This window comes from Dyadobacter jiangsuensis (assembly GCF_003014695.1).
Classification (GTDB): domain Bacteria; phylum Bacteroidota; class Bacteroidia; order Cytophagales; family Spirosomataceae; genus Dyadobacter; species Dyadobacter jiangsuensis.
The window spans coordinates 83,343-104,728 of sequence record NZ_PYAS01000009.1 but is presented as its reverse complement, the minus strand read 5'-3'; the positions used below and the strand labels follow the sequence as shown (position 1 = coordinate 104,728).

Annotated in this window: 22 protein-coding genes; 10 read left to right on the top strand and 12 right to left on the bottom strand. The window is 49.8% G+C overall.

Going from position 1 to position 21,386, the window contains the following annotated elements:
* Positions 1-59 precede the first annotated feature (59 nt).
* The 5 genes from CLV60_RS18975 to CLV60_RS18955 form a co-directional block, all read right to left on the bottom strand.
* Positions 60-665 (bottom strand): pseudouridine synthase, encoded by a 606-nt coding sequence (locus CLV60_RS18975; protein ID WP_106596950.1) that lies wholly within the window; start codon positions 663-665, stop codon positions 60-62.
* Positions 666-690: 25 nt separating this feature from the next.
* The gene (locus CLV60_RS18970; RefSeq protein WP_229211043.1) at positions 691-1,236 is read right to left on the bottom strand and encodes a Uma2 family endonuclease; all 546 of its coding nucleotides are present in this window, start codon (positions 1,234-1,236) and stop codon (positions 691-693) included.
* A 116-nt stretch (positions 1,237-1,352) separates the two neighbouring features.
* On the bottom strand, positions 1,353-2,117 hold the full coding sequence (locus tag CLV60_RS18965; protein ID WP_106596948.1) for an exodeoxyribonuclease III: 765 nt from the start codon (positions 2,115-2,117) through the stop codon (positions 1,353-1,355).
* A gap of 25 nt (positions 2,118-2,142) precedes the next feature.
* Entirely contained in the window at positions 2,143-3,966 is a 1,824-nt protein-coding gene (locus tag CLV60_RS18960) for a hypothetical protein (RefSeq protein WP_229211042.1), read from the bottom strand.
* 34 nt (positions 3,967-4,000) lie between these two features.
* Entirely contained in the window at positions 4,001-4,633 is a 633-nt protein-coding gene (locus tag CLV60_RS18955) for a hypothetical protein (RefSeq protein ID WP_106596947.1), read from the bottom strand.
* 147 nt (positions 4,634-4,780) lie between these two features.
* Between CLV60_RS18955 and CLV60_RS18950 the strand changes: the two genes are divergently transcribed.
* Positions 4,781-5,350: a DUF4494 domain-containing protein gene (locus CLV60_RS18950; protein WP_106596946.1), complete on the top strand. Its 570-nt coding sequence runs from the start codon at positions 4,781-4,783 to the stop codon at positions 5,348-5,350.
* Between the two features lie 109 nt (positions 5,351-5,459).
* On the opposite strand, the gene CLV60_RS18945 is transcribed toward CLV60_RS18950, so the two are convergent.
* Positions 5,460-6,203 carry a hypothetical protein gene (locus tag CLV60_RS18945; protein ID WP_106596945.1) on the bottom strand — a complete coding sequence of 248 codons (744 nt, stop codon included), beginning with the start codon at positions 6,201-6,203 and terminating at the stop codon, positions 5,460-5,462.
* 110 nt (positions 6,204-6,313) lie between these two features.
* Between CLV60_RS18945 and CLV60_RS18940 the strand changes: the two genes are divergently transcribed.
* Positions 6,314-7,123: a UDP-2,3-diacylglucosamine diphosphatase gene (locus CLV60_RS18940; protein ID WP_106596944.1), complete on the top strand. Its 810-nt coding sequence runs from the start codon at positions 6,314-6,316 to the stop codon at positions 7,121-7,123.
* On the opposite strand, the gene CLV60_RS18935 is transcribed toward CLV60_RS18940, so the two are convergent.
* The 4 genes from CLV60_RS18935 to CLV60_RS18920 all read right to left on the bottom strand — a co-directional run bounded on the left by CLV60_RS18935 (position 7,120) and on the right by CLV60_RS18920 (position 10,054).
* The gene (locus CLV60_RS18935) at positions 7,120-7,872 is read right to left on the bottom strand and encodes a carboxypeptidase-like regulatory domain-containing protein (RefSeq protein ID WP_106596943.1); all 753 of its coding nucleotides are present in this window, start codon (positions 7,870-7,872) and stop codon (positions 7,120-7,122) included. The two genes, CLV60_RS18940 and CLV60_RS18935, sit on opposite strands and share 4 nt — an antisense overlap.
* Positions 7,873-8,037: 165 nt before the next feature.
* Entirely contained in the window at positions 8,038-8,871 is an 834-nt protein-coding gene (locus CLV60_RS18930) for a phosphatidate cytidylyltransferase (RefSeq protein WP_106596942.1), read from the bottom strand.
* Positions 8,843-9,064, bottom strand: coding sequence for a putative signal transducing protein (locus CLV60_RS18925; RefSeq protein WP_106596941.1), 222 nt, complete (start codon positions 9,062-9,064; stop codon positions 8,843-8,845). The genes CLV60_RS18930 and CLV60_RS18925 overlap by 29 nt, the downstream gene beginning before the upstream one ends.
* A 24-nt stretch (positions 9,065-9,088) precedes the next feature.
* Positions 9,089-10,054, bottom strand: a complete 966-nt coding sequence (locus CLV60_RS18920; protein ID WP_106596940.1) for a CPBP family intramembrane glutamic endopeptidase — start codon at positions 10,052-10,054, stop codon at positions 9,089-9,091.
* A gap of 139 nt (positions 10,055-10,193) precedes the next feature.
* Between CLV60_RS18920 and dusB the strand changes: the two genes are divergently transcribed.
* From dusB to frr, 4 genes are all read left to right on the top strand, one after another.
* A complete protein-coding gene (dusB, locus tag CLV60_RS18915) occupies positions 10,194-11,183 on the top strand; it encodes a tRNA dihydrouridine synthase DusB (protein ID WP_106596939.1) in 990 nt (329 codons plus the stop codon).
* Entirely contained in the window at positions 11,177-11,704 is a 528-nt protein-coding gene (locus CLV60_RS18910; RefSeq protein ID WP_106596938.1) for an acyl-CoA carboxylase biotin carboxyl carrier protein subunit, read from the top strand. The genes dusB and CLV60_RS18910 overlap by 7 nt, the downstream gene beginning before the upstream one ends.
* Positions 11,705-11,765: 61 nt before the next feature.
* Positions 11,766-12,488: a UMP kinase gene (pyrH, locus tag CLV60_RS18905; RefSeq protein ID WP_019940260.1), complete on the top strand. Its 723-nt coding sequence runs from the start codon at positions 11,766-11,768 to the stop codon at positions 12,486-12,488.
* Between the two features lie 24 nt (positions 12,489-12,512).
* On the top strand, positions 12,513-13,073 hold the full coding sequence (gene frr, locus CLV60_RS18900) for a ribosome recycling factor (RefSeq protein ID WP_106596937.1): 561 nt from the start codon (positions 12,513-12,515) through the stop codon (positions 13,071-13,073).
* Positions 13,074-13,245: 172 nt separating this feature from the next.
* Here the strand turns inward: frr and CLV60_RS18895 are convergent, their stop codons facing one another.
* Both CLV60_RS18895 and CLV60_RS18890 read right to left on the bottom strand, forming a co-directional pair.
* Positions 13,246-14,238, bottom strand: a complete 993-nt coding sequence (locus CLV60_RS18895; RefSeq protein ID WP_106596936.1) for a UDP-glucuronic acid decarboxylase family protein — start codon at positions 14,236-14,238, stop codon at positions 13,246-13,248.
* 36 nt (positions 14,239-14,274) lie between these two features.
* Entirely contained in the window at positions 14,275-15,591 is a 1,317-nt protein-coding gene (locus tag CLV60_RS18890; protein ID WP_106596935.1) for a UDP-glucose dehydrogenase family protein, read from the bottom strand.
* Positions 15,592-15,803: 212 nt separating this feature from the next.
* Between CLV60_RS18890 and CLV60_RS18885 the strand changes: the two genes are divergently transcribed.
* From CLV60_RS18885 to CLV60_RS18870, 4 genes are all read left to right on the top strand, one after another.
* Entirely contained in the window at positions 15,804-16,970 is a 1,167-nt protein-coding gene (locus CLV60_RS18885) for an acyl-CoA dehydrogenase family protein (RefSeq protein WP_106596934.1), read from the top strand.
* Positions 16,971-17,129: 159 nt separating this feature from the next.
* Entirely contained in the window at positions 17,130-19,847 is a 2,718-nt protein-coding gene (locus tag CLV60_RS18880) for a glycoside hydrolase family 9 protein (protein ID WP_229211041.1), read from the top strand.
* 121 nt (positions 19,848-19,968) lie between these two features.
* Positions 19,969-20,883, top strand: a complete 915-nt coding sequence (locus CLV60_RS18875; RefSeq protein WP_106596933.1) for an SPFH domain-containing protein — start codon at positions 19,969-19,971, stop codon at positions 20,881-20,883.
* Positions 20,884-20,887: 4 nt separating this feature from the next.
* Positions 20,888-21,322: an NfeD family protein gene (locus CLV60_RS18870; RefSeq protein WP_106596932.1), complete on the top strand. Its 435-nt coding sequence runs from the start codon at positions 20,888-20,890 to the stop codon at positions 21,320-21,322.
* Positions 21,323-21,386: the final 64 nt, after the last annotated feature.

The following is a 21,386-nucleotide window of genomic DNA, read 5'->3' as shown; positions in this document are numbered from 1 at the left end:
GTACAAAATTAAGCCTTCTCTCCGGTTTGGCAAGTCAGGGCAAATGATTTATCCCCTCGTCAAAAGGTCCTTTCATAAAAAAGTTTAGCCTCTTTCGGCGTAACTTCCCATACGTCCCCTGGTTTAGGAAAATTTATTTCTTTATCCGCTAATGAAATTTTTCCGATAGACCAGCGCACCAGCCTGAGCGTCGGGAAACCGACGGCCGCCGTCATCCGCCGCACCTGCCGGTTCTTGCCTTCATGCAATGTAACCGACATCCACGAAGTAGGTATATTCTTCCGGAAACGGATCGGCGGATTGCGTTCGGGTAGCTCCGGCTCCGCTATTTTCGACACTTCGGCGGGGAGCGTTTTATATTGTTTCCCATTAATGGAAATATTCACACCTCCGGATAGCTGCCGGCAAGCCTCTTCCGTCACCTCGCCTTCCACCTGGACGTAATAGGTACGCGTGTGCCTGTTGCGCGGTTCAAGGAGTTTCGTTTTAAGGAAATTGTCGTTGGTTAACAACAAAAGCCCTTCGCTATCGGCGTCCAGCCTCCCAACCGGGTAAATGTCTTTGGCAAATGTAAAATCGAGGTCAGCCAGCGTTTGATGATCGCCCTCGCGTGAGAATTGCGAGAGCATTCCGAAAGGCTTGTAGATGAGGAAGTATTGGAACAAGATGATGTACGTTTAAGATGCCAGGCTAAGCTTTCAGTAGCTTACGAAGGTCGAGTGAAAAACCCGGCAAAACCTTTTCGCCCGAAAGTACCGCATTAATTCCAACTATTTCAACTGACCCGTCCGCACGGAATATGTAGGCCTTCTTGTCGAAGCGATCTATTAGCCAACCTAATTGAACACCGTTATCAATGTACTCCCGCATTTTGTTCAGAAGGAATTGCAAACCATGGCCGTTATGCCTGAGTTCGACAACGAAATCCGGGCAAACCGGAGCGAAACGTTCCTTTTCATCCCTTGAAAGTTGATTCCATTTCTCGGCCGTCATCCAGGATGCGTCAGGTGATCTCACCGCTTTGTTCGGCAGTGTGAAGCCAGCAGAACAACCGAATCCTACTCCAAGTTGCGAATCGATATTCCAGGAAGACAGTGCCCAGGTAAGATGCGCTCCGATAATGCCGCCCCTGGCACCGGATAAAGGCAGAACAACAACATTCCCTGCCGAATCTCTTTCAAAATCTACCATTTCATTAATTTGACAGAATCGAAAGAAATCTTCTTCGTCCATCATGTTACCGAAGTTCAAAACGATTGGCCATATGTATTCCATAGCTTAATAAAGAGTTTGTCTACCTTTAAAAGTAAACAGACATTTCAGCTATAAAAACACACATTTACCCCAATGCCCTATTGAATTTCCAACCACACCGGACAGTGGTCCGAATGGACGGCGTCGTTGTACTGGCGGGCGGCGGTAATGCGGTTTTTGATGGGATCGGCTACGGAAATGTAATCGATACGCCAGCCTTTGTTATTGCCGCGAGCGCCGGCACGGTAGGTCCACCAGGAATATTGCCGCAGGGTCGGATTCATAAAACGGAATGCGTCGGTGTAGCCGTTGGCGAACCACTCGGTCATCCAGGCGCGCTCTTCGGGTAAGAAACCGGACGATTTCTGGTTCCTTACCGGGTCGTGAATGTCGATTTCAGTATGCGCGATATTATAGTCGCCGCAGATAATCAGGTTCGGGCGCTCCTTTCTCAATTCGTTAACCCAAATAAAAAAGTCGGCCAGGAAGCGCATTTTCACGCTCTGGCGCACGTCACCGCTGGTACCTGACGGGAAATAGCAATTCAGCACGGTGATATCGCCGAAATCAGCTCTCAACACACGTCCTTCCGAATCATAGGCCGGAATACCACATCCCTCCACCACATAATCCGGCTTGATTTTGGAAAATATTGCCACCCCGCTATAACCCTTTTTCTCGGCCGCATGCCAGCCTGCCAGCTCGTAGCCCAGCTCCCGGAAGCCCGAAAGGTCGACAACATCAGGCGTTGCCTTCACTTCCTGAAAACAAAGAATATCAGCCGGCGTGGTTTGAAGCCAATCGAGCAGGCCGTTTTTTAATGCGGCGCGAATGCCGTTCAGGTTGTAGGTAAGTATTTGCATAAATGAGGAGCAGGCGTTGGCAGCCCTAGTAAAATAGTACTTGCTTTCCGGTAGCAGTCGACTCCCATTTCCGGGATGCGCCGCGCGACATGATCCACGCACGGTATTTTCCCTCGGGAAGCTTCGCCTTATAAAGCGAGTACTGGTAATTGTTGCTGTAATATGAGGCTTTTTGTAAAAAATCGGAAACGGTATTGGCCTCGGGAACCGCCGGGAGTACGATGGTATTCCGGTCTGATTCGAGGACAATGTAAAACGTTCCCTCTTGAACCTTCTCCGGCGTCACAGAAAACTTGAAATATTTTGCGGGAAGATTACTTTCGCCATTTCTGTATTGAGATTGCGCGTCGAAAGTCCCCGAGAACGGTTTTCCCGAAGCAGTCTGGCGGATCAGGTCTTCCTGCGCAGGCATATCGTAAAACTGGTAAAAATCCGTAATTCCATCCGATTCAAGCCCGATGATCAGGTCGCGCATACGCGTGGGGTGGTTCCAGAACGGGATGTCGGTAAACAAGTCCCCGATGGTCAGAAATGTCTTGTAGTTTTTCCAGAAGTAGCTATCGATCACCAGGTCGTCGTGCAGCTTCCGGATCGATACGATAGAGGTAAAATAGCTCACGAAATTCAATCCGACAAAAAACAGCATCGCAACGACGGCTACCAGTTTCTTCCAGGATTTGAAGTTTTTCAAAACAATTACCGTACAGACATAGCAAGCTGCAACCAGCACGACGCCGAATATCATGTATCGCCTCGAAAACACGGTACCGCCGTACATAACGTAGTTGTTAATCGGCCGGCTGATAACGAACATTGCGCCCGTACCCATAACGAACATCATTGTGCCCAGCAGGAACCAGTCCGACCAAACAGGTTTGCGCGCAAGCAATATCCTCAATGCCCATACTGCGAAAATAAAGGTGATACCGGCACCCAGCACGACGCAAGCGATCATGTCCTTATGAAACACGGGCACGAGCGGATGCCGGACGTCGAGGTACAAGGCATTGCCCCAAAATGCCATCACGAAGATCGCATTGAAAAACGGATGGTTCCAGACCTTTTCGCCCGGCGAACTGACAAACTGGTAATCGAAAAAGAAATAGAACAACAAAACCGCAGCGCTGGCCGCAATCCACACAAACAGGTTTTTGAAACGCTTTTGAAACGCCAGTATGATCATTCCCACGATCCACGCCAGCAAGCCGCTGCCGCTCGTAAAGGTTGTAAGCAATGCGGCAATGAGCCCGATGCGGAAACCCTTTTCATCTGCCCGAGCGAGGCCATAGGCGGTCAGCATCGCAAAAAAGATCAGCGGTGTGTTTTGCAGCGCTGCAATGCCCCAATAGGCGTTTTCAAAGTAAACCAGATTGAAAAGTATATAGGGAACGGGAATGAACCAGTACCACGCAATACCCTCCTTCTTAAAGCTCAGGTAAAGTAACCAGCCTATCCCAAGCATAAAAAGATCCCCGATAATGATCTGCGTTTTGATATTGACCGTGCCGGTCAACACGAACATGATCAGCATCACAATCCGCTCGAAACCAAACCGGTGCTGGTTCACCTGCTCGAAAAGCGCTTTCAGCATTCCGGTAAAACTATCCGCATTGCGCAGTTTCTGAACGGTTTCGAGCAGGTTAAAATCGTCGGTATAGGGAATATTGACGAGGTGCGCATCGAGGAGAATAAAAAAATAGAGCACCGGCAGTACAATCAGGCCGATGCCGGTCCATTGCCGCCAGGGCTTTATCTTTTCTATCAAAAACGTAGCTCCAAACAGCAGCAGCAGCACAACAACAAGGCTGTAATACTCAAACAGATGAGGATCTTCGAGAAATAGCTTCAAAATGTAGGGGTGTTTGGGAACTGAATGTGCCTGCTTACCGTGTTCCGGTGATCATCTGGCTGGTTATTTCTTTTTCGAAAGTAATGTAACCAGGATAATTGACCTGCTTTCCGGCAATATCCAACGTCGGCCTCACTTTCACAACAAACTTCGATGGTTTGGCATCCGACTTGCCGGTCAGGGCGAGGATCATGTTCACAAACTGATCGCGCGTTTTGTCGTTCGAAAGTAACTGGTAGGCATTGGTTTGCAGGCTTACGGGTACACGCGTAGGCGTGGTGCCCGGCATTACTTCAATCAGCTGACTCAAATATCCGTTGAAAATCTCGCTTTCAGTGAGCAGTACTTTGTATTCCAGCTGGTTGATCGCCGCGCGTTTGCGGGTGGGGTTGGTAATATCCACATTTACCCGGAGATTTAAGGGCACATCTTTTCTCAATAGTCCCATTGCCAGGCGCGGATATCTGGCCAGGTCGAAATCGCTGAAACTCCTGATGTTCCTGAACTCGCGGATGTCGATCCCGGCGAGGTACACGCTATCGACCGATGCAATATCATATTTACAATCACCAAAAACCTTCGCCTCCGAAACCTGGCGACTCACGCCGCAACTTGTCATTACAGCCGCAACAAGGACGATTGCAGCCAACCAAATGTGTTTTTTCATTACAATGTATTTTACGCAAGTTAAACAGTAGGTATCAGAACGCATACCCCGGGCGGGGATTATTAGTTTCTGGTGTTATTTTTTTGCGTGCTTTCGTGCCAGCCTCTACATTTGCACACTCTAATTTTCACCCAATCAACACGAACAATGGCCAGCTGGTATTTAGGAAAAATTCGGTATCAAAAAGAAGATGAAGCAGGAAGGTTGAAAACGATCAACGAGACTTACCTCGTAGATGCAGTTTCATACACCGAGTCGGAAGCGAGGCTGTACAAGCAGATCCTCACCGATGCCAGCGATTTCAGCGTGACGGCCATCAGCAGAATGCGCCTGGCCGACCTCTTCTCTTATGAAGAAGGCGAACAGTGGTTCAAAGCAAAGGTCATTTACTTCTCCGTGGATGAAAAAAGCGGTAAGGAGAAAAAAATCGTGAATTATATGCTGGTGAATGCGGAAGGCATCCAGCAAGCCCTCGACCGGATCAACGAAAGCATGCGCAACTTCCTGATCCCTTACGAGGTAACTGATATTACCCTTACGCCTATCCTCGATGTGTTCCCATATTCGGCGGATGAAGATAAAGAACCGGAGATTCCGGCCAATATGCGCCCGCTAAGCGAAGTGATGGCCGAACGCGCACAGGTTGCGGCAGCAGATGTTGAAATTCCAGCGGCGGAAGCCGTAATAACGGAAGCCGCACCTGCGGAGAATGCATAACATAGTGCAGCCTGATAATCACAAATGTCAGTCTGAGCGCAGTCGAAGACAGTCCGTACGGCGGCGTCGTACATGCCCTTCGACTGCGCTCAGGGTGACACCCTAGATATTAATCATTCACCTTCAATATGGTATAACCCTTTGTATTCGCCGTGTAAGGGTCCTTTCCAAAGCTTTTCAGTTTCAATACCACATCCTTCGAATTGATCTCAGAAAGCAGCAGATCCGGAGGCAGCAAGTTCATGTAATCGAACGAAACCGGTAAGCTCACAGCACTTTCGACAAATTCGAGGCCGTAGAGCGGGTACACGCTGAATGGCGTGTAGGTAAGCCAGATTTTTTCCTGACTGCCGGAAGTGGCGTAGGTCAGATCGTACTCCGTGCTGGCAAAACCAAAATCCTCTCTTTTGTTTTCAGTAGGAACGACGTACGTTTTGAAATCGTCCTGCTGTTGCTTTTTCGTATCCACATCAGGCTTGAATTCCTTTACCACCTCATTAATCCTCACTTTCTTCCCATCCTCATCCGTACCGCAGAAAATGTATTTCCCGTCGGGGAAGCCGATCACGAAATCGAAGGACCTACCGCCTTGCCCGAAACTGGTCTCTTTCACAAAACACATAGCGCCGGTAACCGGGTCGAGGTGGATTTTGATCGTCCCGGCAGTCTTATCCGCCTTGTTCTGGTAATCAAAAACCAGGGCGTGGCTGAAATAGTACTGACCTTTGTCGGGCTTCCAGAGCGTAATGCGCTGCTTGTCGGCAGGGATCTTTTTCGGGGCCTGGGCCGTTGCCGGCAGAACAGCGCCCAGGAGGCACACCGAGAGGGCGAAGATGGATATGTAGCGTTTCATTTCTCAGGTTGTTTAAAATGGATGCAAGCTAGAAAGAGCCTGCTGAAAAACCATACCATCGCTGCATTTTCCGCGAACATCGTAAATTGCACCGCATTTGACCAATCTACATGAGTCTTTCATTCCAGCAAAAAAACATTACCCTTCGCCCCGGGCGTCGCATTTACTTCGCGTCGGACTTTCACCTCGGAGTACCCACCGCGTCCGCAAGCCGGGAACGCGAAAAGCGCATCGTAAGCTGGCTCGAATCGATCAGGCACGATGCTCAGGTTATTTTCCTGGTAGGCGATATTTTTGATTTCTGGTTTGAATACAACCGGGCGATACCGAAAGGCTTTGTGCGTTTGCTGGGCAAGCTGGCCGAGTTGGCCGACGAAGGGATTGAGCTTGTCATTTTCACAGGCAACCACGATATGTGGATGTCGGGATACCTCACCGAAGAGCTCGGAGCACCTATTTACCGCAACCCGGTAAGCTTCACCATTACCTCACCGGCAGGCCAGAAAAAGCTCCTCGTTGGCCACGGCGACGGCCTGGGCCCGGGAGACCACACTTACAAATTTTTAAAGAAGGTATTCGAAAACCGATTTTTCCAATGGCTTTTCCGCGTCGTGCACCCGGACGTAGGCATGTGGATCGCCTCCGAGTGGTCGAAACGCAGCCGATTGGCGAATGTGAATAAGGGTGAAGAGCGTTTTTTAGGCGCGGATAATGAGTGGTTATTTCAATACTGCCGTGAAGTAGAAGCCGCAGCCCCACACGATTACTACATTTTCGGGCACCGGCATCTGGTGCTGGACATGCACGTCAGTGCACATTCACGCTACATTAACCTCGGAGAATGGGTTACGCAGCAGCACTATGCCGTATTTGACGGAAAAAACCTGGAATTGAAGAAATTCGAACCGGCGGCCGTTTAGTCGTTGTTCTTTTTTCTGGCATCGATTTCAGCCTGGCTGGGAACGATGAAATCCTGCTTCGTGATATTTTCACGCGGAGTTGCATTCAGTTCTTTGCTCCAATCCTTTTGTTTCAAATCCCCGTTTTTGACGGATTTGATAAACTTAGCCCATGCAAATGGGTTGAGGAATGGAAAACTGGTCGCAAAACCCTTGTTCGCCGCCGACTCACGTCCGAACATCAGCTGATCCATCGAGTACCGGTAGTTGGTCTGCGCATTGTTGGGCATCTGCGCGGCAAGGCGGTTGATGTAGTCGGGGTCGGTGCTCTTTGCCAATGCATCGCGCTCAGCCTGATCGGGCAATTTGAGTGCGAGGAAGGCCTTTTTAAATTCTTCTTCGGTCGAATAAGGATAGATCGTCACGCCGGAAAGTGTCACCACGTCCTCGCGCAAGGCCACGATAGCCGAGTAGATGTCCGAGTTATAGCCTCTCGGTACAATGTGGAATTGTTTTTTATACCCCACATAACTGAACACGATGCTATCGCCCGGGAAAACCGGGATAGTAAATGAGCCATCGCCTTTGGCAAGCGTTCCCCGCCCCGCATTCACGATAAAAATGGTGGCACCCGGCAACCGCTCTGTGGTTTTACCTCCTACGACTACCCCCGAGAAGATAATCGCCTTCTGTTCGCCCTGAGCAAAAGCTTCCCGCCCACACAACATTCCCGCCAGCACGAGGAAAAATATTAAAAGACTCCGTTTCATTCCTTCCAGATTACGCCCCGGGAAAGCCCGGAAACTTTGATTAGCACGATGATAAATTTCCCTTCAAATAGTGTTTGCCGAATGCATGTAAAAATTCCGTTCCTTATTTTACAAACGACCTGAGTAACCGGGCATTGCCCTATGAATTATACAAAGCGATTTCGCTCAGGAAAATAACTTCAAAAATGTAACAATAAATGGTGCCGACAGCAAAAGGCCGTCGAAACGGTCGAGAAAGCCGCCGTGGCCGGGAATACTGCTTCCCGAATCCTTGATGGCAATGCTCCGTTTGAACAACGACTCCACCAGGTCGCCGTAAGTACCCACCACCACGATGATCGCGCCGATGCAATACCACTTCCAGGGTTCGAAGGTACGGAAATAATGCCCCAGCGCAAACGCGATGATGCCCGCAAAAACCGCACTGCCCATGGATCCTTCCCAGGATTTTTTGGGAGAAATGCGTTCGAACAGTTTCCTTTTTCCAAACTTGGTACCTGCGAAATACCCCCCGATGTCCGACGCCCACAGAAGTAGCAAGCTACCCAGTACGATCTCGTAATTGTAAGTTCCTCCCCGCAGCGCCATCACGATGATCAATGCGAACGGCAATGCGACGTAAATAATGCCCAGGAACGTAAAACCGATGTTCGTAAAGGGTTTCAGGTCGTTCTTTTTATAGAGTTTGATAAAAAATATCATTGACAGCAGCGGGCTGATAATGAAGTAGTTTTCAAACTCGACAATGTCCTGCTCAATCAAATACGCAAGAAGCATCATGACTGTGCCACAGAACGTGCCATAATATGTAAGAGGCTGGTTACCATCGAGCCCGAGCAGCTTGTAAAATTCCAGCTGCGTGAGGGAGCTGATGGCGCAAAAAAGCAGCAAAAACGACCATTCACTGTAAACAATGCAACTAATAATGACAAATACGCCCGCCAACCCGGTGATGGTTCTTTGCTGTAAATTACTCAGGTTGTTTAAGCGCTTCTTCATTCGTTAGTATTGTTTGGGCCGTTGCAAGGTCGGCCGCGGGCACATGCACTTCAAAGTTTCCAAAAATCGGGTAATTGCTGTCCTGTTTGTTCACAATCACTGCCCCGATTCCATTCTGGTCCAAAATTTCCCGGGCAATTTCGGCCCGGATCGCCTGTCCGCTCTGGTAGGCCTTCGCCCAATTCTCCTCCATTATTTTTGAAAATGTTAAATTATCTTAAAAGTTGCGCGGAACACCCGTTCCCACTCCCTGGCGGGCCCTTCTGATCACTTGCAGAATGGCGGCTGAGACCACGGCCGAAGCCGCAATGAGCATGAATGGCATCGATTTTTCTTCCTCAATATTGATATCCACCAGGCCTACATTATGTAAGTACATCATTACCAGCACAAAACCATTATTGACGAAATGCGCCAGTACCGCGACCCACAAATTGCCGGTCCAATAATACAGATAGCCGAACAATGCACCAAGCATCATACGCGGCAGAAAGCCATAAAACTGAAAGTGAATAGCACTGAAAATCGCGGCCGACACCCAGATCGCGGCGTGAATATTACGTAATTCCTGAAAAAGCTTCGACTGGATCACCCCTCTGAAAAGGATTTCCTCGCCCAGCGCCGGAAGCACGGTCACGACAAACAATGCGATCAGCAACTGACCGAAACTGGTATAACTCGTAAGAAATTCCGTCATCACCGAAAGCTGGTCTTCCTTGTCACGCATCCATTTTTCGAGCCCCGACAATGCATCCGGCAGATCCATCGCCTGGTTCCATTCGATAAACTTACTGTTGGCCGGAATAAACGCCAGTACCAGCAAAAACGCCAGCACCCAAATATACCACACCGGTTTACGAGTTGTGCTGAGGTCGCTTATTGTACGTCGTTCGATATAGAACCAGTAAATGAGCGTGGGAAGCAAATAGGAAAAGAAATGGACCGTACCCTGCATGATCATCAGCGCATTCCATCCATTTGGTATTTTTTCGGGTTCGGCAAAGAGCTGGGTGAGCAGGGCAGTAACGTCTTCGGTGTCCGCACCGAGGTAAACAGCGAGCACCATTACAGCCAGTACATTGCCTACTGCCATGCCGATAAGCATAAAGCCAACCAGTACCAATAAACTGCCCCAGGTGCCGGGTACGCGCGAAACAACCAGATTCGGGTTACTATTTTGCATAATTGGTGTAAATTTACAGTTTATTATCAATTAATAAATAAGGGCTTCGCAAAGCTCACGTGCCCAGATGGTTGCTTCTTCGGGAGTTCCAATGGGTAGTGCAATGGGACATATTACTGCGAAGCGGTGTTGAAGGATTATGGTTAAGATTGGAAATATAGAACTGAGTGATTTTCCGTTGCTGCTGGCGCCTATGGAGGACGTGAGCGATCCGCCTTTCCGTGCGGTATGCAAGGAAAACGGGGCCGATTTGATGTACACCGAATTTGTGTCGTCGGAAGGACTCATTCGTGATGCAGCCAAAAGTGTTCAGAAACTGGATATTTTTGAGTACGAAAGACCGGTAGGCATCCAGCTTTTCGGCAGCGACGTGGAAACCATGGGCTCTTGCGCGGAAATCGCGTCGCGCGTGAACCCCGACCTGATCGATATCAACTATGGCTGCCCCGTGAAGAATGTCGCATGCCGCGGCGCAGGCGCTGCATTGTTGCAGGATATTCCGAAAATGGTCAAAATGACCGAGTCGGTGATTAAATCGACGCATTTGCCGGTGACGGTAAAAACACGGCTGGGTTGGGATGACAATACCAAAAACATTCAGGATGTAGCGGAGCGTTTGCAGGATATTGGCATTAAAGCGCTGTCCATTCACGGCCGTACCCGCGTGCAGATGTACAAAGGTGCCGCCGACTGGTCGCTCATTGCCAAAGTGAAGGAAAACCCGCGCATTACCATCCCCATTTTCGGTAATGGCGATATCGATACGCCCGAGAAGGCTTTGGAATACAAAAATACCTACGGCGTGGACGGCATCATGATCGGCCGCGCTACGATCGGTAATCCCTGGATCTTCAACGAAATCAAGCATTACCTCAAAACCGGCGAAAAACTGCCGCCGCCAACGATGGAACAACGCGTGGATGTCTGCCGCAGGCACCTCGAATTCTCCATCCGCTGGAAAGGGCCGGTAGCGGGCGTTTTTGAAATGAGAAGGCATTATACCAACTATTTCAAAGGGCTGGAACACTTCAAACCTTACAGAATGCGCCTCGTGGAAGCGCCTACATTCGACGAACTCGACAGCATCCTCAAAGAAATCTCCAACGATTACAGCGAAATGGTATGCTGAAAGTAAATGTGGGCAACAAACCGCAGGCCGAACAGCCTGAAAGCAACCATGCATTTGAAATAGACCAACGGAAAGAAGGCTGGTTTATCAATGGTAGTGCATTCGACGGCGACATTGCGGCGCTTGGCAACAACCGCTTTCACGTAATCTGGAACAACAAATCCTACAATATCGAGGTACTCGACCGTAACCCGGCTGAGAAAACGACGCATCTGCTCATCAACGGCCAGCATTATCACACCGCGGCAAAGGACGACCTCGATCTTTTGCTCGAAAAAATGGGCATGCAGAATAGCTCCGCACAAAAGATCAACAACGTAAAGGCCCCAATGCCGGGCCTGATCCAATCCATTGCCGTGGCCGAAGGCGACAGCATTACCAAGGGCGACAACCTGCTCGTGCTGGTAGCCATGAAAATGGAAAATGTGATCAAATCGTCGGGTAGCGGGGTCATTAAGACGCTGAAAGTGACGCCCGGACAGATTGTGGAAAAAAACCAGGTATTATTGGAGTTTCACTAAATTACTTGTGAATCTGAACTTCGTCCGCTTATTTTTACGGATCAAAACACCACTCACAACCATGCCGGAACCAAAATACAAACGTTTATTACTGAAACTCAGCGGAGAAGCACTCAACGGGGGCGATAAAGCCCAGGTCATCGACTTTAACATTCTCGACAATTATGCCAAGGAAATCAAAAGGATTACCGAGGTAGGCGTGCAGGTTGCAATCGTAATTGGTGGTGGAAACATTTTCCGCGGGGCTTCCGTGGAGAAATCGGGGATCGACCGTGTGCAGGGCGATCACATGGGTATGCTCGCAACCGTGATCAACGGGATGGCAATCCAGAGCTCACTCGAAAAACACGGAATGAACACACGCCTGATGTCGGCCATCAAAATGGAGCAGGTTTGCGAACCGTTGATCCGCCGCCGTGCTGTTCGTCACCTCGAAAAAGGCCGTGTGGTGATTTTCGGAGCGGGAACCGGTAACCCTTATTTTACAACCGACACCACCGCAGGCCTTCGTGCCATTGAGTCGGAATCGGAAGTGGTTTTGAAAGGGACGCGCGTGGACGGCGTTTATACAGCCGATCCCGAAAAAGACCCGACTGCTACCAAGTACGACCAGCTTTCATTTGATGAAGCTTTGTCCAAAAACCTCAAGATCATGGACCTTACCGCATTCACGTTGTGCAAGGAAAACGATCTGCCGATCATCGTATTCGACATGAACAAACCGGGCAACCTTTACGACCTGGTGATGGGCGGCAATGTCGGAACGTTGATTTCGAACCAATAGAAAAATACAGCTTACTATAAAACAATGGAAGAAATAGAATTATATCTGGATGACGCCAAGGATACGATGGACGGCGCAATCAAGCACCTTATTATTGAATTAGGTAAAATCCGCGCCGGAAAAGCATCTCCCCAAATGCTGGAAGGTCTTCAGATCGAATACTATGGTTCAATGACGCCGATCCAGAACGTGGCGACAATCAACACGCCCGACGCACGGACACTGGCGATCAAACCTTTCGAGAAGAAAATCATCAACGATATCGAAAAGGCGATCCGTAATAGCAACCTGGGCTTCTCCCCGTCAAACGATGGCGAGTTCATCCGGATTTCTGTTCCCCCATTGAATGAAGAACGCCGTCGCGAGCTTGTAAAACGTGCTAAAAACGAGATCGAAACCGCGAAGATTAACGTCCGTAACATCCGTCAGGACGCGAACAACTCATTGAGAAAACTGACCAAGGAAGGTGTTTCCGAGGATTTGGTAAAATCGAGTGAAGAGCGCGTTCAGAAACTGACCGACAGCTTTGTGGCAAAAATCGAACAGATATTCTCCGTGAAGGAAAAGGAGATCATGGAAGTATAAGACTGATTCCCTACCTTAACCAAACAAAAACCCGCTTTTGGCGGGTTTTTTGTTTGATTAAGGTCCCTGGACTGAAGTCCAGGGCAATGGGATTGAAGCAATAGCTCAAAATCGAATGATAAAAAATCCAACGCCCCGGACTAAAGTCCGGGGAAATATAGATTTCATAAAATTATTTGTTAGCTGAGAAACCTTCGAAGCCCCGGTGGTTCGACTCTTCGTACAGGCGCTCTTTCGGCAGGCTGCGGAAGTAGTCGTAAGTGATTCTGAGACCTTCTTCGCGGGATACTTTCGGCTCCCAGCCCAGGATTTCCTTCGCTTTGGAAATGTCCGGCTGGCGCTGCTTCGGATCATCCTGTGGAAGCGGCTTGTACACCACTTTCTGGTCGGTTCCGGTCAGCTTGATAATCTCTTCGGCAAACTGGCCGATGGTGATCTCTTTCGGGTTACCGATGTTGACAGGCAACGAGTAGTCGCTCATCAGCAGGCGGTAGATACCTTCCACCAAATCATCCACGTAGCAGAATGAACGGGTTTGGGTACCATCACCGAACACGGTAATGTCCTCACCACGCAATGCCTGGCCCATGAATGCAGGCAACACACGTCCGTCGTTGAGGCGCATTCTTGGCCCATATGTATTGAATATGCGCACGATACGGGTTTCGATGCCGTGATAGCTATGGTATGCCATCGTAATAGCTTCCTGGTAACGTTTCGCCTCATCGTAGCAGCCGCGCGGCCCGATCGGGTTCACGTGACCCCAGTAATCTTCGGTTTGCGGATGCACGAGCGGATCGCCGTATACTTCCGAAGTGGAAGCGATAATGAAACGTGATTTTTTAGCACGGGCCAATCCCAGCAGGTTATGTGTTCCCATTGCCCCTACTTTGAGCGTCTGGATCGGGATTTTCAGATAGTCGATCGGACTGGCGGGAGATGCGAAGTGCATGATGTAATCGAGCTCGCCCGGTACGTGCACATATTTGGTCACATCATGATGATAGAACTCGAAGTTCGGGTTCGGCATCAGGTGTTCGATGTTGCGCATATCACCGGTGATCAGGTTGTCCATCCCGATCACATACATTCCCTCCTTTAAAAAACGCTCGCAGAGGTGCGAACCCAGGAAACCTGCTGCTCCCGTAATTAAAACACGTTTCATTAAGATGAGTAAGTTAAAGTATTTACTATTTTATGATCAGGCAGGCACCACCTTCTCACGACCGATGCTGTAATAGGTATAGCCCATTTCACGCATCTGATCGAGTTCGTACAGGTTTCTACCGTCGAAAACCACTTTGTTTTTCAGCAGTTTACCCATTTTTTCAAATTCCGGCGTGCGGAACTGAGGCCATTCGGTAAAGATCATCAATGCATCCGCGTCATCGAGCGCTGCGTAAGGCGTGTGGGTGAAGGTGATTTTATCTCCCAAAATACCTTTTACGTTCGTCATCGCTTCCGGATCGTAAGCCACTATTTTCGCGCCGGCTTCGAGCAACGCTTCGATGTTTTCCAATGCAGGTGCTTCACGAATATCGTCGGTGTAAGGCTTGAATGCCAATCCCCAAACCGCGATCGTTTTACCTTTCAGGCCTTCGGCGAAGTAGTTTTCCACCATCGGGAGCAACTTCTTCTTCTGGTCGTAGTTCACGTCCATCACCGATTTCAGGATGCGGAAGTCGTAATCGTAATCTTTAGAAGTCTTAGCCAGCGCCTGTACGTCTTTCGGGAAACAGCTACCGCCATATCCGATACCCGCAAAAAGGAAGCGCTTGCCGATACGGCTGTCGGTTCCGATACCACGACGAATATCGTCCACATTGGCACCTACTTTCTCGCAAAGGTTCGCGATTTCGTTCATGAACGTGATCTTCATCGCCAGGAACGAGTTCGCGGCGTATTTGGTCATTTCTGCCGAGCGCTCATCCATAAAGATCACGGGGTTGCCCTGTCGCACCAGCGGAGCGTACAACTTCTCCATTACCTTTTTGGCTTTTTCCGAGGTTGTGCCTACCACCACGCGGTCGGGTTTCATGAAATCTTCCACGGCAACACCTTCGCGGAGGAACTCGGGATTCGATACCACGTCGAAGTCCACTTTCGCATTCTTAGCGATCGCAGCGTGTACCTTCTCAGCCGTTCCCACAGGCACCGTACTCTTGTCGATAATCACCGCGTACTGATCCAGGATTGGTCCTAGATCGTCTGCAACTTTGAGAATATATTTCAAGTCGGCAGAGCCGTCTTCACCCGGAGGCGTTGGTAATGCGAGGAATATCACCTGCGCATCCTTGATACCTTCGGCCAGGTTGGTCGTAAACAACAAGCGTCCTTCCGCCACATTGCGGTCGAACAGCACGTCGAGGCCCGGCTCGTAAATGGGTATTTCTCCTTTTTGAAGGCGTTCAACCTTTCTGACGTCGATATCGACACAAGTCACCTGGTTGCCGGTCTCGGCAAAGCAGGTACCTGTTACCAGACCAACATATCCTGTTCCTACTACTGCAATTTTCATATACGGTTAATTATTATATAGCTGTTTTGGCACTTGTTTAATAAAATCCGGGAATTGTACTTAACTAAGTCCAGTGCGTAAGGACGGTTGCAAAAGTAATTTTTTTAAGCGAATGTTCACCTTCGCGATTTGTATTTGTTCGTTACTGGCTAGCGATTTTGTTGCATTCTCACTATCATTGGGTAATCACACAAATATAATCATCAACACCTATGGACACACGAGAAAAAGACCTGACTATAAACCCCTCCGACGAAATTTGTAACCTTATCAAACAAACCGTCAGGGATTTCGCCGCGCTGCACATCAAACCCAACATCCGTACCTGGGATGACCTGCAGCATTTTCCGAAAGAACTTTTCAAACAAATGGGAGAGCTTGGCCTCATGGGCATGCTCATTCCTGAGCACCTGGGTGGTGCGGGCCTCGGCTACCGCGAATATGTGACAGCCATAGTCGAACTGGCGAAAGTTGACCCCTCGGTAGCCTTGTCGATGGCGGCGCACAATTCACTTTGCACCAATCATATTTATATGTTCGGCAATGACGAACAGAAACAAAAATACCTCCCCGGCCTCGCCTCGGGCTCGCTCGTAGGCGCATGGGGGCTTACCGAGCCCAATACGGGTTCCGACGCGGGCAATATGCGCACAGTAGCCGTGCGGGATGGTGATGACTGGGTGATTAACGGCTCCAAAAACTTCATTACCAACGGTAAAAGCGCCGATGTGCTGGTTGTCATGACCCGTACCGGCGAACCAGGCGACAAGCACGGGGCTACCGCATTCGTCCTCGACACCAATACGCCCGGTTTCAGCGCAGGCCGCAAGGAAGACAAGCTCGGTATGCGTGCTTCCGAAACCGTGGAATTGCTATTTCAGGATTGCCGCATTCCCGACAGCCAGCGGCTCGGCGAAATCGGCGACGGCTTTATACAATCATTGAAAGTGCTCGACGGCGGCCGCATTTCCATTGCCGCGTTGGGCGTAGGCACCGCATGGGGTGCTTACGAGGTCGCATTGGATTATTCCAAAGAGCGTAAGCAATTCGGGAAAGCGATCTGCGATTTCCAGGCCATTGCGTTCAAACTCGCCGATATGTACACCGACGTCCAGGCCTCGTCATTACTCACCTTCCACGCCGCTTCATTAAAAGATGCCGGCGAAAAAGTAACATTAGCGAGTTCGGTGGCCAAATACCACTCCTCCGAAACCGCTGTACGCGTTGCCAACGAAGCCGTGCAGATATTCGGGGGTTATGGTTTTGTGAAAGATTATCCCGCCGAGAAATTCTACCGCGACAGCAAACTCTGTACCATCGGCGAGGGTACGAGTGAGATACAGAAAATAGTGATTTCCAAGGAGATATTGAGGAATTAATTCCCGCTCCCGTCATTCCGATATCTTCTTTTTAAATACTACCATAATTATCCCAACCGGCTGATAAATAAGCACTGCCGGTTGGGATTTATTACTAATTCAGCACCGCCAACGGCACAGCTATCGATTCCTGCTATCCCAAATCAAACATGAAATGTGATGGAAAGATCGGTACTCATGCTGCTGCTGCTGACAGTAAGCTACACAAATGCACAGCCTGCGGGCTCGTTGCCGGGAAACCCCGTGATCACTTTTTCGCCGGTATCAAGCCAGGTCGTTTTGCTTACAATCAACGAAAGGTTCGATACTACCGGTTGCTATGACCCAAAGCGCTATTCGCTGCAATCCGCAGCCGATCCGGACTACCAAACGGTCACACAACCGGTTCGGATTGGTCGGCATAGCTTCGTAAAGGGACTCACTCCTTCGGACGAACCCTCTATCGTTTTTGAATTGTACTTGATTTTTGAAAAACCTCTGAAAAACAGTAGTTCTTACCATTTGCTGGTCGACAACATCATCGATACCGACGGTAATGCCGCAAGCCTGGATACCACTTTCATTTTTAGCGACGCCGAAATCCTGGGAAATGTAAAAGCAAACGAGGTAGGTTATCTGCCCGAAAGCCCCAAGCTTGGGAAATTGGGCCGGTTCCTGGGAGATGCCTGGTTTATGCCCATAGACACACTGGCACCACCTGCTTTTCAGGTAATCGGCGAAAATCAGCAGGTCGCGTTCAACGGAACTTGTCAGTATCTCCGGTCAGATTCCGCATTCAGCGGGGAAATCGTATTTGAAATGGATTTTTCAGCCTTGGAAACACCGGGCAAATACTACGTTTATATACCCGGGTACGGCCGTTCCGAAGTGTTTACGATCGCTTCGGACTGCTACGACACACTCTATTTCAACACAGCCAGAGCATTATACTACCAGCGATCAGAGGAAATTGAAGCCGCTTACGGAGGCGTATGGGCCCGTGAAGGATTACCTGCCCAAACCGCACAAATCCACGCATCGCACCTTAATTCGCCACTTTACTCAGCCTCTGATTACCCGCCGGGCACAGAACTGCCAATACACGGTGGCTGGCTCGATGCCGGTGACTACGGACGTTACGTCCCCACAGCAGCCAGCGCGTTGTTCATCATGTTCACCGCATTTGAAATATACCCTCAAAAATTCCCGGATAACCACCTCGACATTCCGGAAAGCGGCAACGGCATCCCCGACTGGCTCGACGAGGCCAGATACGAAACCGATTGGCTGTTGCAAATGCAGGCACCCGACGGCGGCGTGTATTTTCGCGTCACCCCGGCCACCTGGTCACAAGGCCTGCCGGGCGAGGAACAAAATACCCTTTACATTTCCGAGAAAACGACGCAGTCGACTGCCCTGTTCGCTGCCGCCATGGCTATGGCTGCGAGAAATTTCAAGAACTTCGATGCTGCTTATGCCGCGCTGTGCCTCGAAAAAGCGCGAAATGCATGGACGTTCCTGAAAAGTCACACCACCCCTACGCCGCCGGTCAATATGCCGGGCATTTCCGCCGGTCCCTACCCCGACCCGATCGACGCCGACAACCGTGCGTGGGCCGCAGCGGAACTGTACAAAACAACCGGTGAAGCACAATACAATGCGGATTTCAATGAATGGTATGGCCAGATACCGCACCAGTTTCACGCGACTATGAGCTGGCAACAGCACACTTTCAAAGCGGCGTGGGCCTATGCAACTACGACTTTCAATATAAACAATGCATTTGTAGATGAATTCAAAAACAAGCTAACCAACGAGGTGCTGGTCAACTACTACAACAGGACCATGAAAATCCATGCCTATCATGGTGCCTACCACCACTTCAAAGGATATGTGGGCTACGGTTCCTTTGGAATGGCCCAAAGCTACGCTTTTGACTACATCATGTTTGCGCACCTGCTCCAAAAGCAGGAATTACTGGATTATGCTAAAATCCAGGTTGATATTCCGTTGGGTAACAATCCGCTGGCGCAATGCTTCATCACAGGCGCCAGTGTGCATTCACCGATGTACCCATTGCATTGGTCGACCGTGCCTGGCCAATACGCTCAACCCGTACCCGGTGTGCCCGTTTTCGGACCGGCGGCTTCTCTGCTGATGAACCGCCTGTCGAGTTTTGTAATCCAGGACTCGTTGAACCGGTATCCTTACGGCTACAAGAAAGAAGACCCTTACCCCGTGCTTCGCCGCTATACCGATGCCCGTCAGGCCGTTGAAATGTCTGAATTTACCGTTCAGGAGATCGCCGTAACCGCGGCGGTATTTGCGTATTTGAGTAGCGTTGTTACCAATCCGTTACCAGTTCGATTAAAGGATTTTTCGGTCAAAGCCGAAAACTGCAAAGTCCGGCTGGATTGGAGCACATCGGAGGAAGTAAATGCGTCCCACTTTTCAGTGCAGCGCAGCAAAGATGCCAGGAACTTTCATGAAATAGGCCGCATTGAGGCATCGGGCTCTCCCAATACCACGTCTTACTATCATTTCGAGGACTCTTACCCCGATGCATCAAACTATTATCGTCTGCAAATCACGGATAACGACAGCACGCATGAAAACTCGGCCATGCGCTTCATCAAATTGCCCTGCAAGCAAGTTGAATGGGTGATCATTCCGGTCGGTTACCCTGTTTACGAGATTCATATTGAAAATGCCTCCGATGGACAAAATGAAGGTTACACAGGCGAGCTTTACAACTGCTACGGTCGTAAAATTCTGGAAGTCACAATGGCTCAGAACTTCACTTTCAACGTTTCGCGTTTACCCGCAGGCGTATACGTGATGCGCTTACGAACAAGCGCGGGCGAAGATCTGGGCCGGCGGAAGCTGTTGATCTTTTAACCGCCCGACCATTTATCCGGGACATCGACCGACGGGCACCGTTACCTGACATTAGTCCGAGAGCGATAGGATTGAACGCTACTTCGTGCTATTTTCGCCATAGACCTTAAACCGACTTGTTATGACCCCTTTCATTGTTCTGCTCGTCCTGGTGGTGCTCACCATTCTGATGACCGTCAAGGTTGTCCCACAGCAAAGTGCTTACATTCTGGAACGTTTGGGAAAATTTTACGCCGTCCTGCAACCGGGCGTCAACTTCATCATTCCCTTTTTCGACCGGATCGCTTATAAGTACACGCTCAAAGAAGCGGCTGTTGACATTCCCGAGCAGATCTGTATCACCCGCGACAATGTGCAGGTGCGCATGGACGGGGTCATATTCATCCAGGTAATCGACCCTCGTAAAGCGGCTTATGGTATTTCGGATTACACATTTGCGGTAATCCAGCTGGCGCAAACCACCATGCGGAGTGAGATCGGCAAGCTCGACCTCGACAAGACATTCGAGGAACGTATGACAATCAACCGTGCTGTGGTGGAATCGATCGATGAAGCGGCCACAGGCTGGGGCGTGAAGGTGCTTCGCTACGAAATCAAGAACATTACCCCACCGCAAAGCGTATTGAATGCGATGGAAAAGCAAATGCAAGCTGAACGCGAACGACGTGCGGTGATCCTGCAATCGGATGGTGAAAAGCAGGCGGCCATTAACGTAGCTGAGGGCCAGAAACAGAAAGTGGTACTGGAATCGGAAGGTATTCGCCTGCGTCAAATCAACGAAGCGGAAGGTGAGGCCTCGGCATTGAAATCGGTAGCAGAAGCTACGGCCGAAAGTATCCGTTTGGTAGCCCAGGCGATCCGTGAGGAAGGTGGCGCCGAGGCTGTGCAATTAAAGGTGGCCGAAAATTATGTAGAGCAATTCGGGAAAATAGCCAAAGCCGGCAACACGCTCATCCTCCCGGCCAACCTCGCCGACATGGGTTCGCTCATCGCGACGGCATTAACCGTAGTCAAATCGTCGGAACACAAGCAATAGTATCATGGATTTGACCTTACCTCAGATTTGGCTCATCGTAGGGCTGGTAATGCTGCTGGCAGAGCTGGTCAGCGTCCTGCTTGTATTCGTTTTTTTTGCGGCCGGCGCATTATTGACTTCCCTTCTCACGTCTATCGGGCTACTGCCGAGCACCGAAAGCCAGATACTGGCTTTTTCGGCCATTTCGTTGGTTTCACTACTCGTACTCCGGAAACACGCCCGCAATTTGCTCGAACGCCGTTCCGCAGCAGAATACAGTGAGTTCACCGGCGAAACCGCCATGGTGATCCGCGATATTCCCGGTAATGGCGAAGGCCGGATCTACTACCGGGGCGCCGAATGGAAAGCCATTTCGGAAAACCATCATAATATCCCAGCGGGCAGTAAAGTGGTGATTAAAAAAACAGAGGGCATTGTCCTCATCGTAGAAGAATCCTGATCTCTAATATTAACCCAAACAAAAAGCCGTGGGCCCGATCTACTCGAACCCACGGCTTTTCAAT

Bases quoted from the DNA above. Each gene is read 5' to 3' on its own strand.
- CLV60_RS18970 (WP_229211043.1), bottom strand. From the start codon at position 1,236: ATGATGGACGAAGAAGATTTCTTTCGATTCTGTCAAATTAATGAAATG.
- CLV60_RS18965 (WP_106596948.1), bottom strand. From the start codon at position 2,117: ATGCAAATACTTACCTACAACCTGAACGGCATTCGCGCCGCATTAAAA.
- CLV60_RS18955 (WP_106596947.1), bottom strand. From the start codon at position 4,633: ATGAAAAAACACATTTGGTTGGCTGCAATCGTCCTTGTTGCGGCTGTA.
- CLV60_RS18950 (WP_106596946.1), top strand. From the start codon at position 4,781: ATGGCCAGCTGGTATTTAGGAAAAATTCGGTATCAAAAAGAAGATGAA.
- CLV60_RS18945 (WP_106596945.1), bottom strand. From the start codon at position 6,203: ATGAAACGCTACATATCCATCTTCGCCCTCTCGGTGTGCCTCCTGGGC.
- CLV60_RS18940 (WP_106596944.1), top strand. From the start codon at position 6,314: ATGAGTCTTTCATTCCAGCAAAAAAACATTACCCTTCGCCCCGGGCGT.
- CLV60_RS18935 (WP_106596943.1), bottom strand. From the start codon at position 7,872: ATGAAACGGAGTCTTTTAATATTTTTCCTCGTGCTGGCGGGAATGTTG.
- CLV60_RS18930 (WP_106596942.1), bottom strand. From the start codon at position 8,871: ATGAAGAAGCGCTTAAACAACCTGAGTAATTTACAGCAAAGAACCATC.
- CLV60_RS18925 (WP_106596941.1), bottom strand. From the start codon at position 9,064: ATGGAGGAGAATTGGGCGAAGGCCTACCAGAGCGGACAGGCGATCCGG.
- CLV60_RS18920 (WP_106596940.1), bottom strand. From the start codon at position 10,054: ATGCAAAATAGTAACCCGAATCTGGTTGTTTCGCGCGTACCCGGCACC.
- dusB (WP_106596939.1), top strand. From the start codon at position 10,194: ATGGTTAAGATTGGAAATATAGAACTGAGTGATTTTCCGTTGCTGCTG.
- CLV60_RS18910 (WP_106596938.1), top strand. From the start codon at position 11,177: ATGCTGAAAGTAAATGTGGGCAACAAACCGCAGGCCGAACAGCCTGAA.
- pyrH (WP_019940260.1), top strand. From the start codon at position 11,766: ATGCCGGAACCAAAATACAAACGTTTATTACTGAAACTCAGCGGAGAA.
- frr (WP_106596937.1), top strand. From the start codon at position 12,513: ATGGAAGAAATAGAATTATATCTGGATGACGCCAAGGATACGATGGAC.
- CLV60_RS18895 (WP_106596936.1), bottom strand. From the start codon at position 14,238: ATGAAACGTGTTTTAATTACGGGAGCAGCAGGTTTCCTGGGTTCGCAC.
- CLV60_RS18890 (WP_106596935.1), bottom strand. From the start codon at position 15,591: ATGAAAATTGCAGTAGTAGGAACAGGATATGTTGGTCTGGTAACAGGT.
- CLV60_RS18885 (WP_106596934.1), top strand. From the start codon at position 15,804: ATGGACACACGAGAAAAAGACCTGACTATAAACCCCTCCGACGAAATT.
- CLV60_RS18880 (WP_229211041.1), top strand. From the start codon at position 17,130: ATGGAAAGATCGGTACTCATGCTGCTGCTGCTGACAGTAAGCTACACA.
- CLV60_RS18875 (WP_106596933.1), top strand. From the start codon at position 19,969: ATGACCCCTTTCATTGTTCTGCTCGTCCTGGTGGTGCTCACCATTCTG.
- CLV60_RS18870 (WP_106596932.1), top strand. From the start codon at position 20,888: ATGGATTTGACCTTACCTCAGATTTGGCTCATCGTAGGGCTGGTAATG.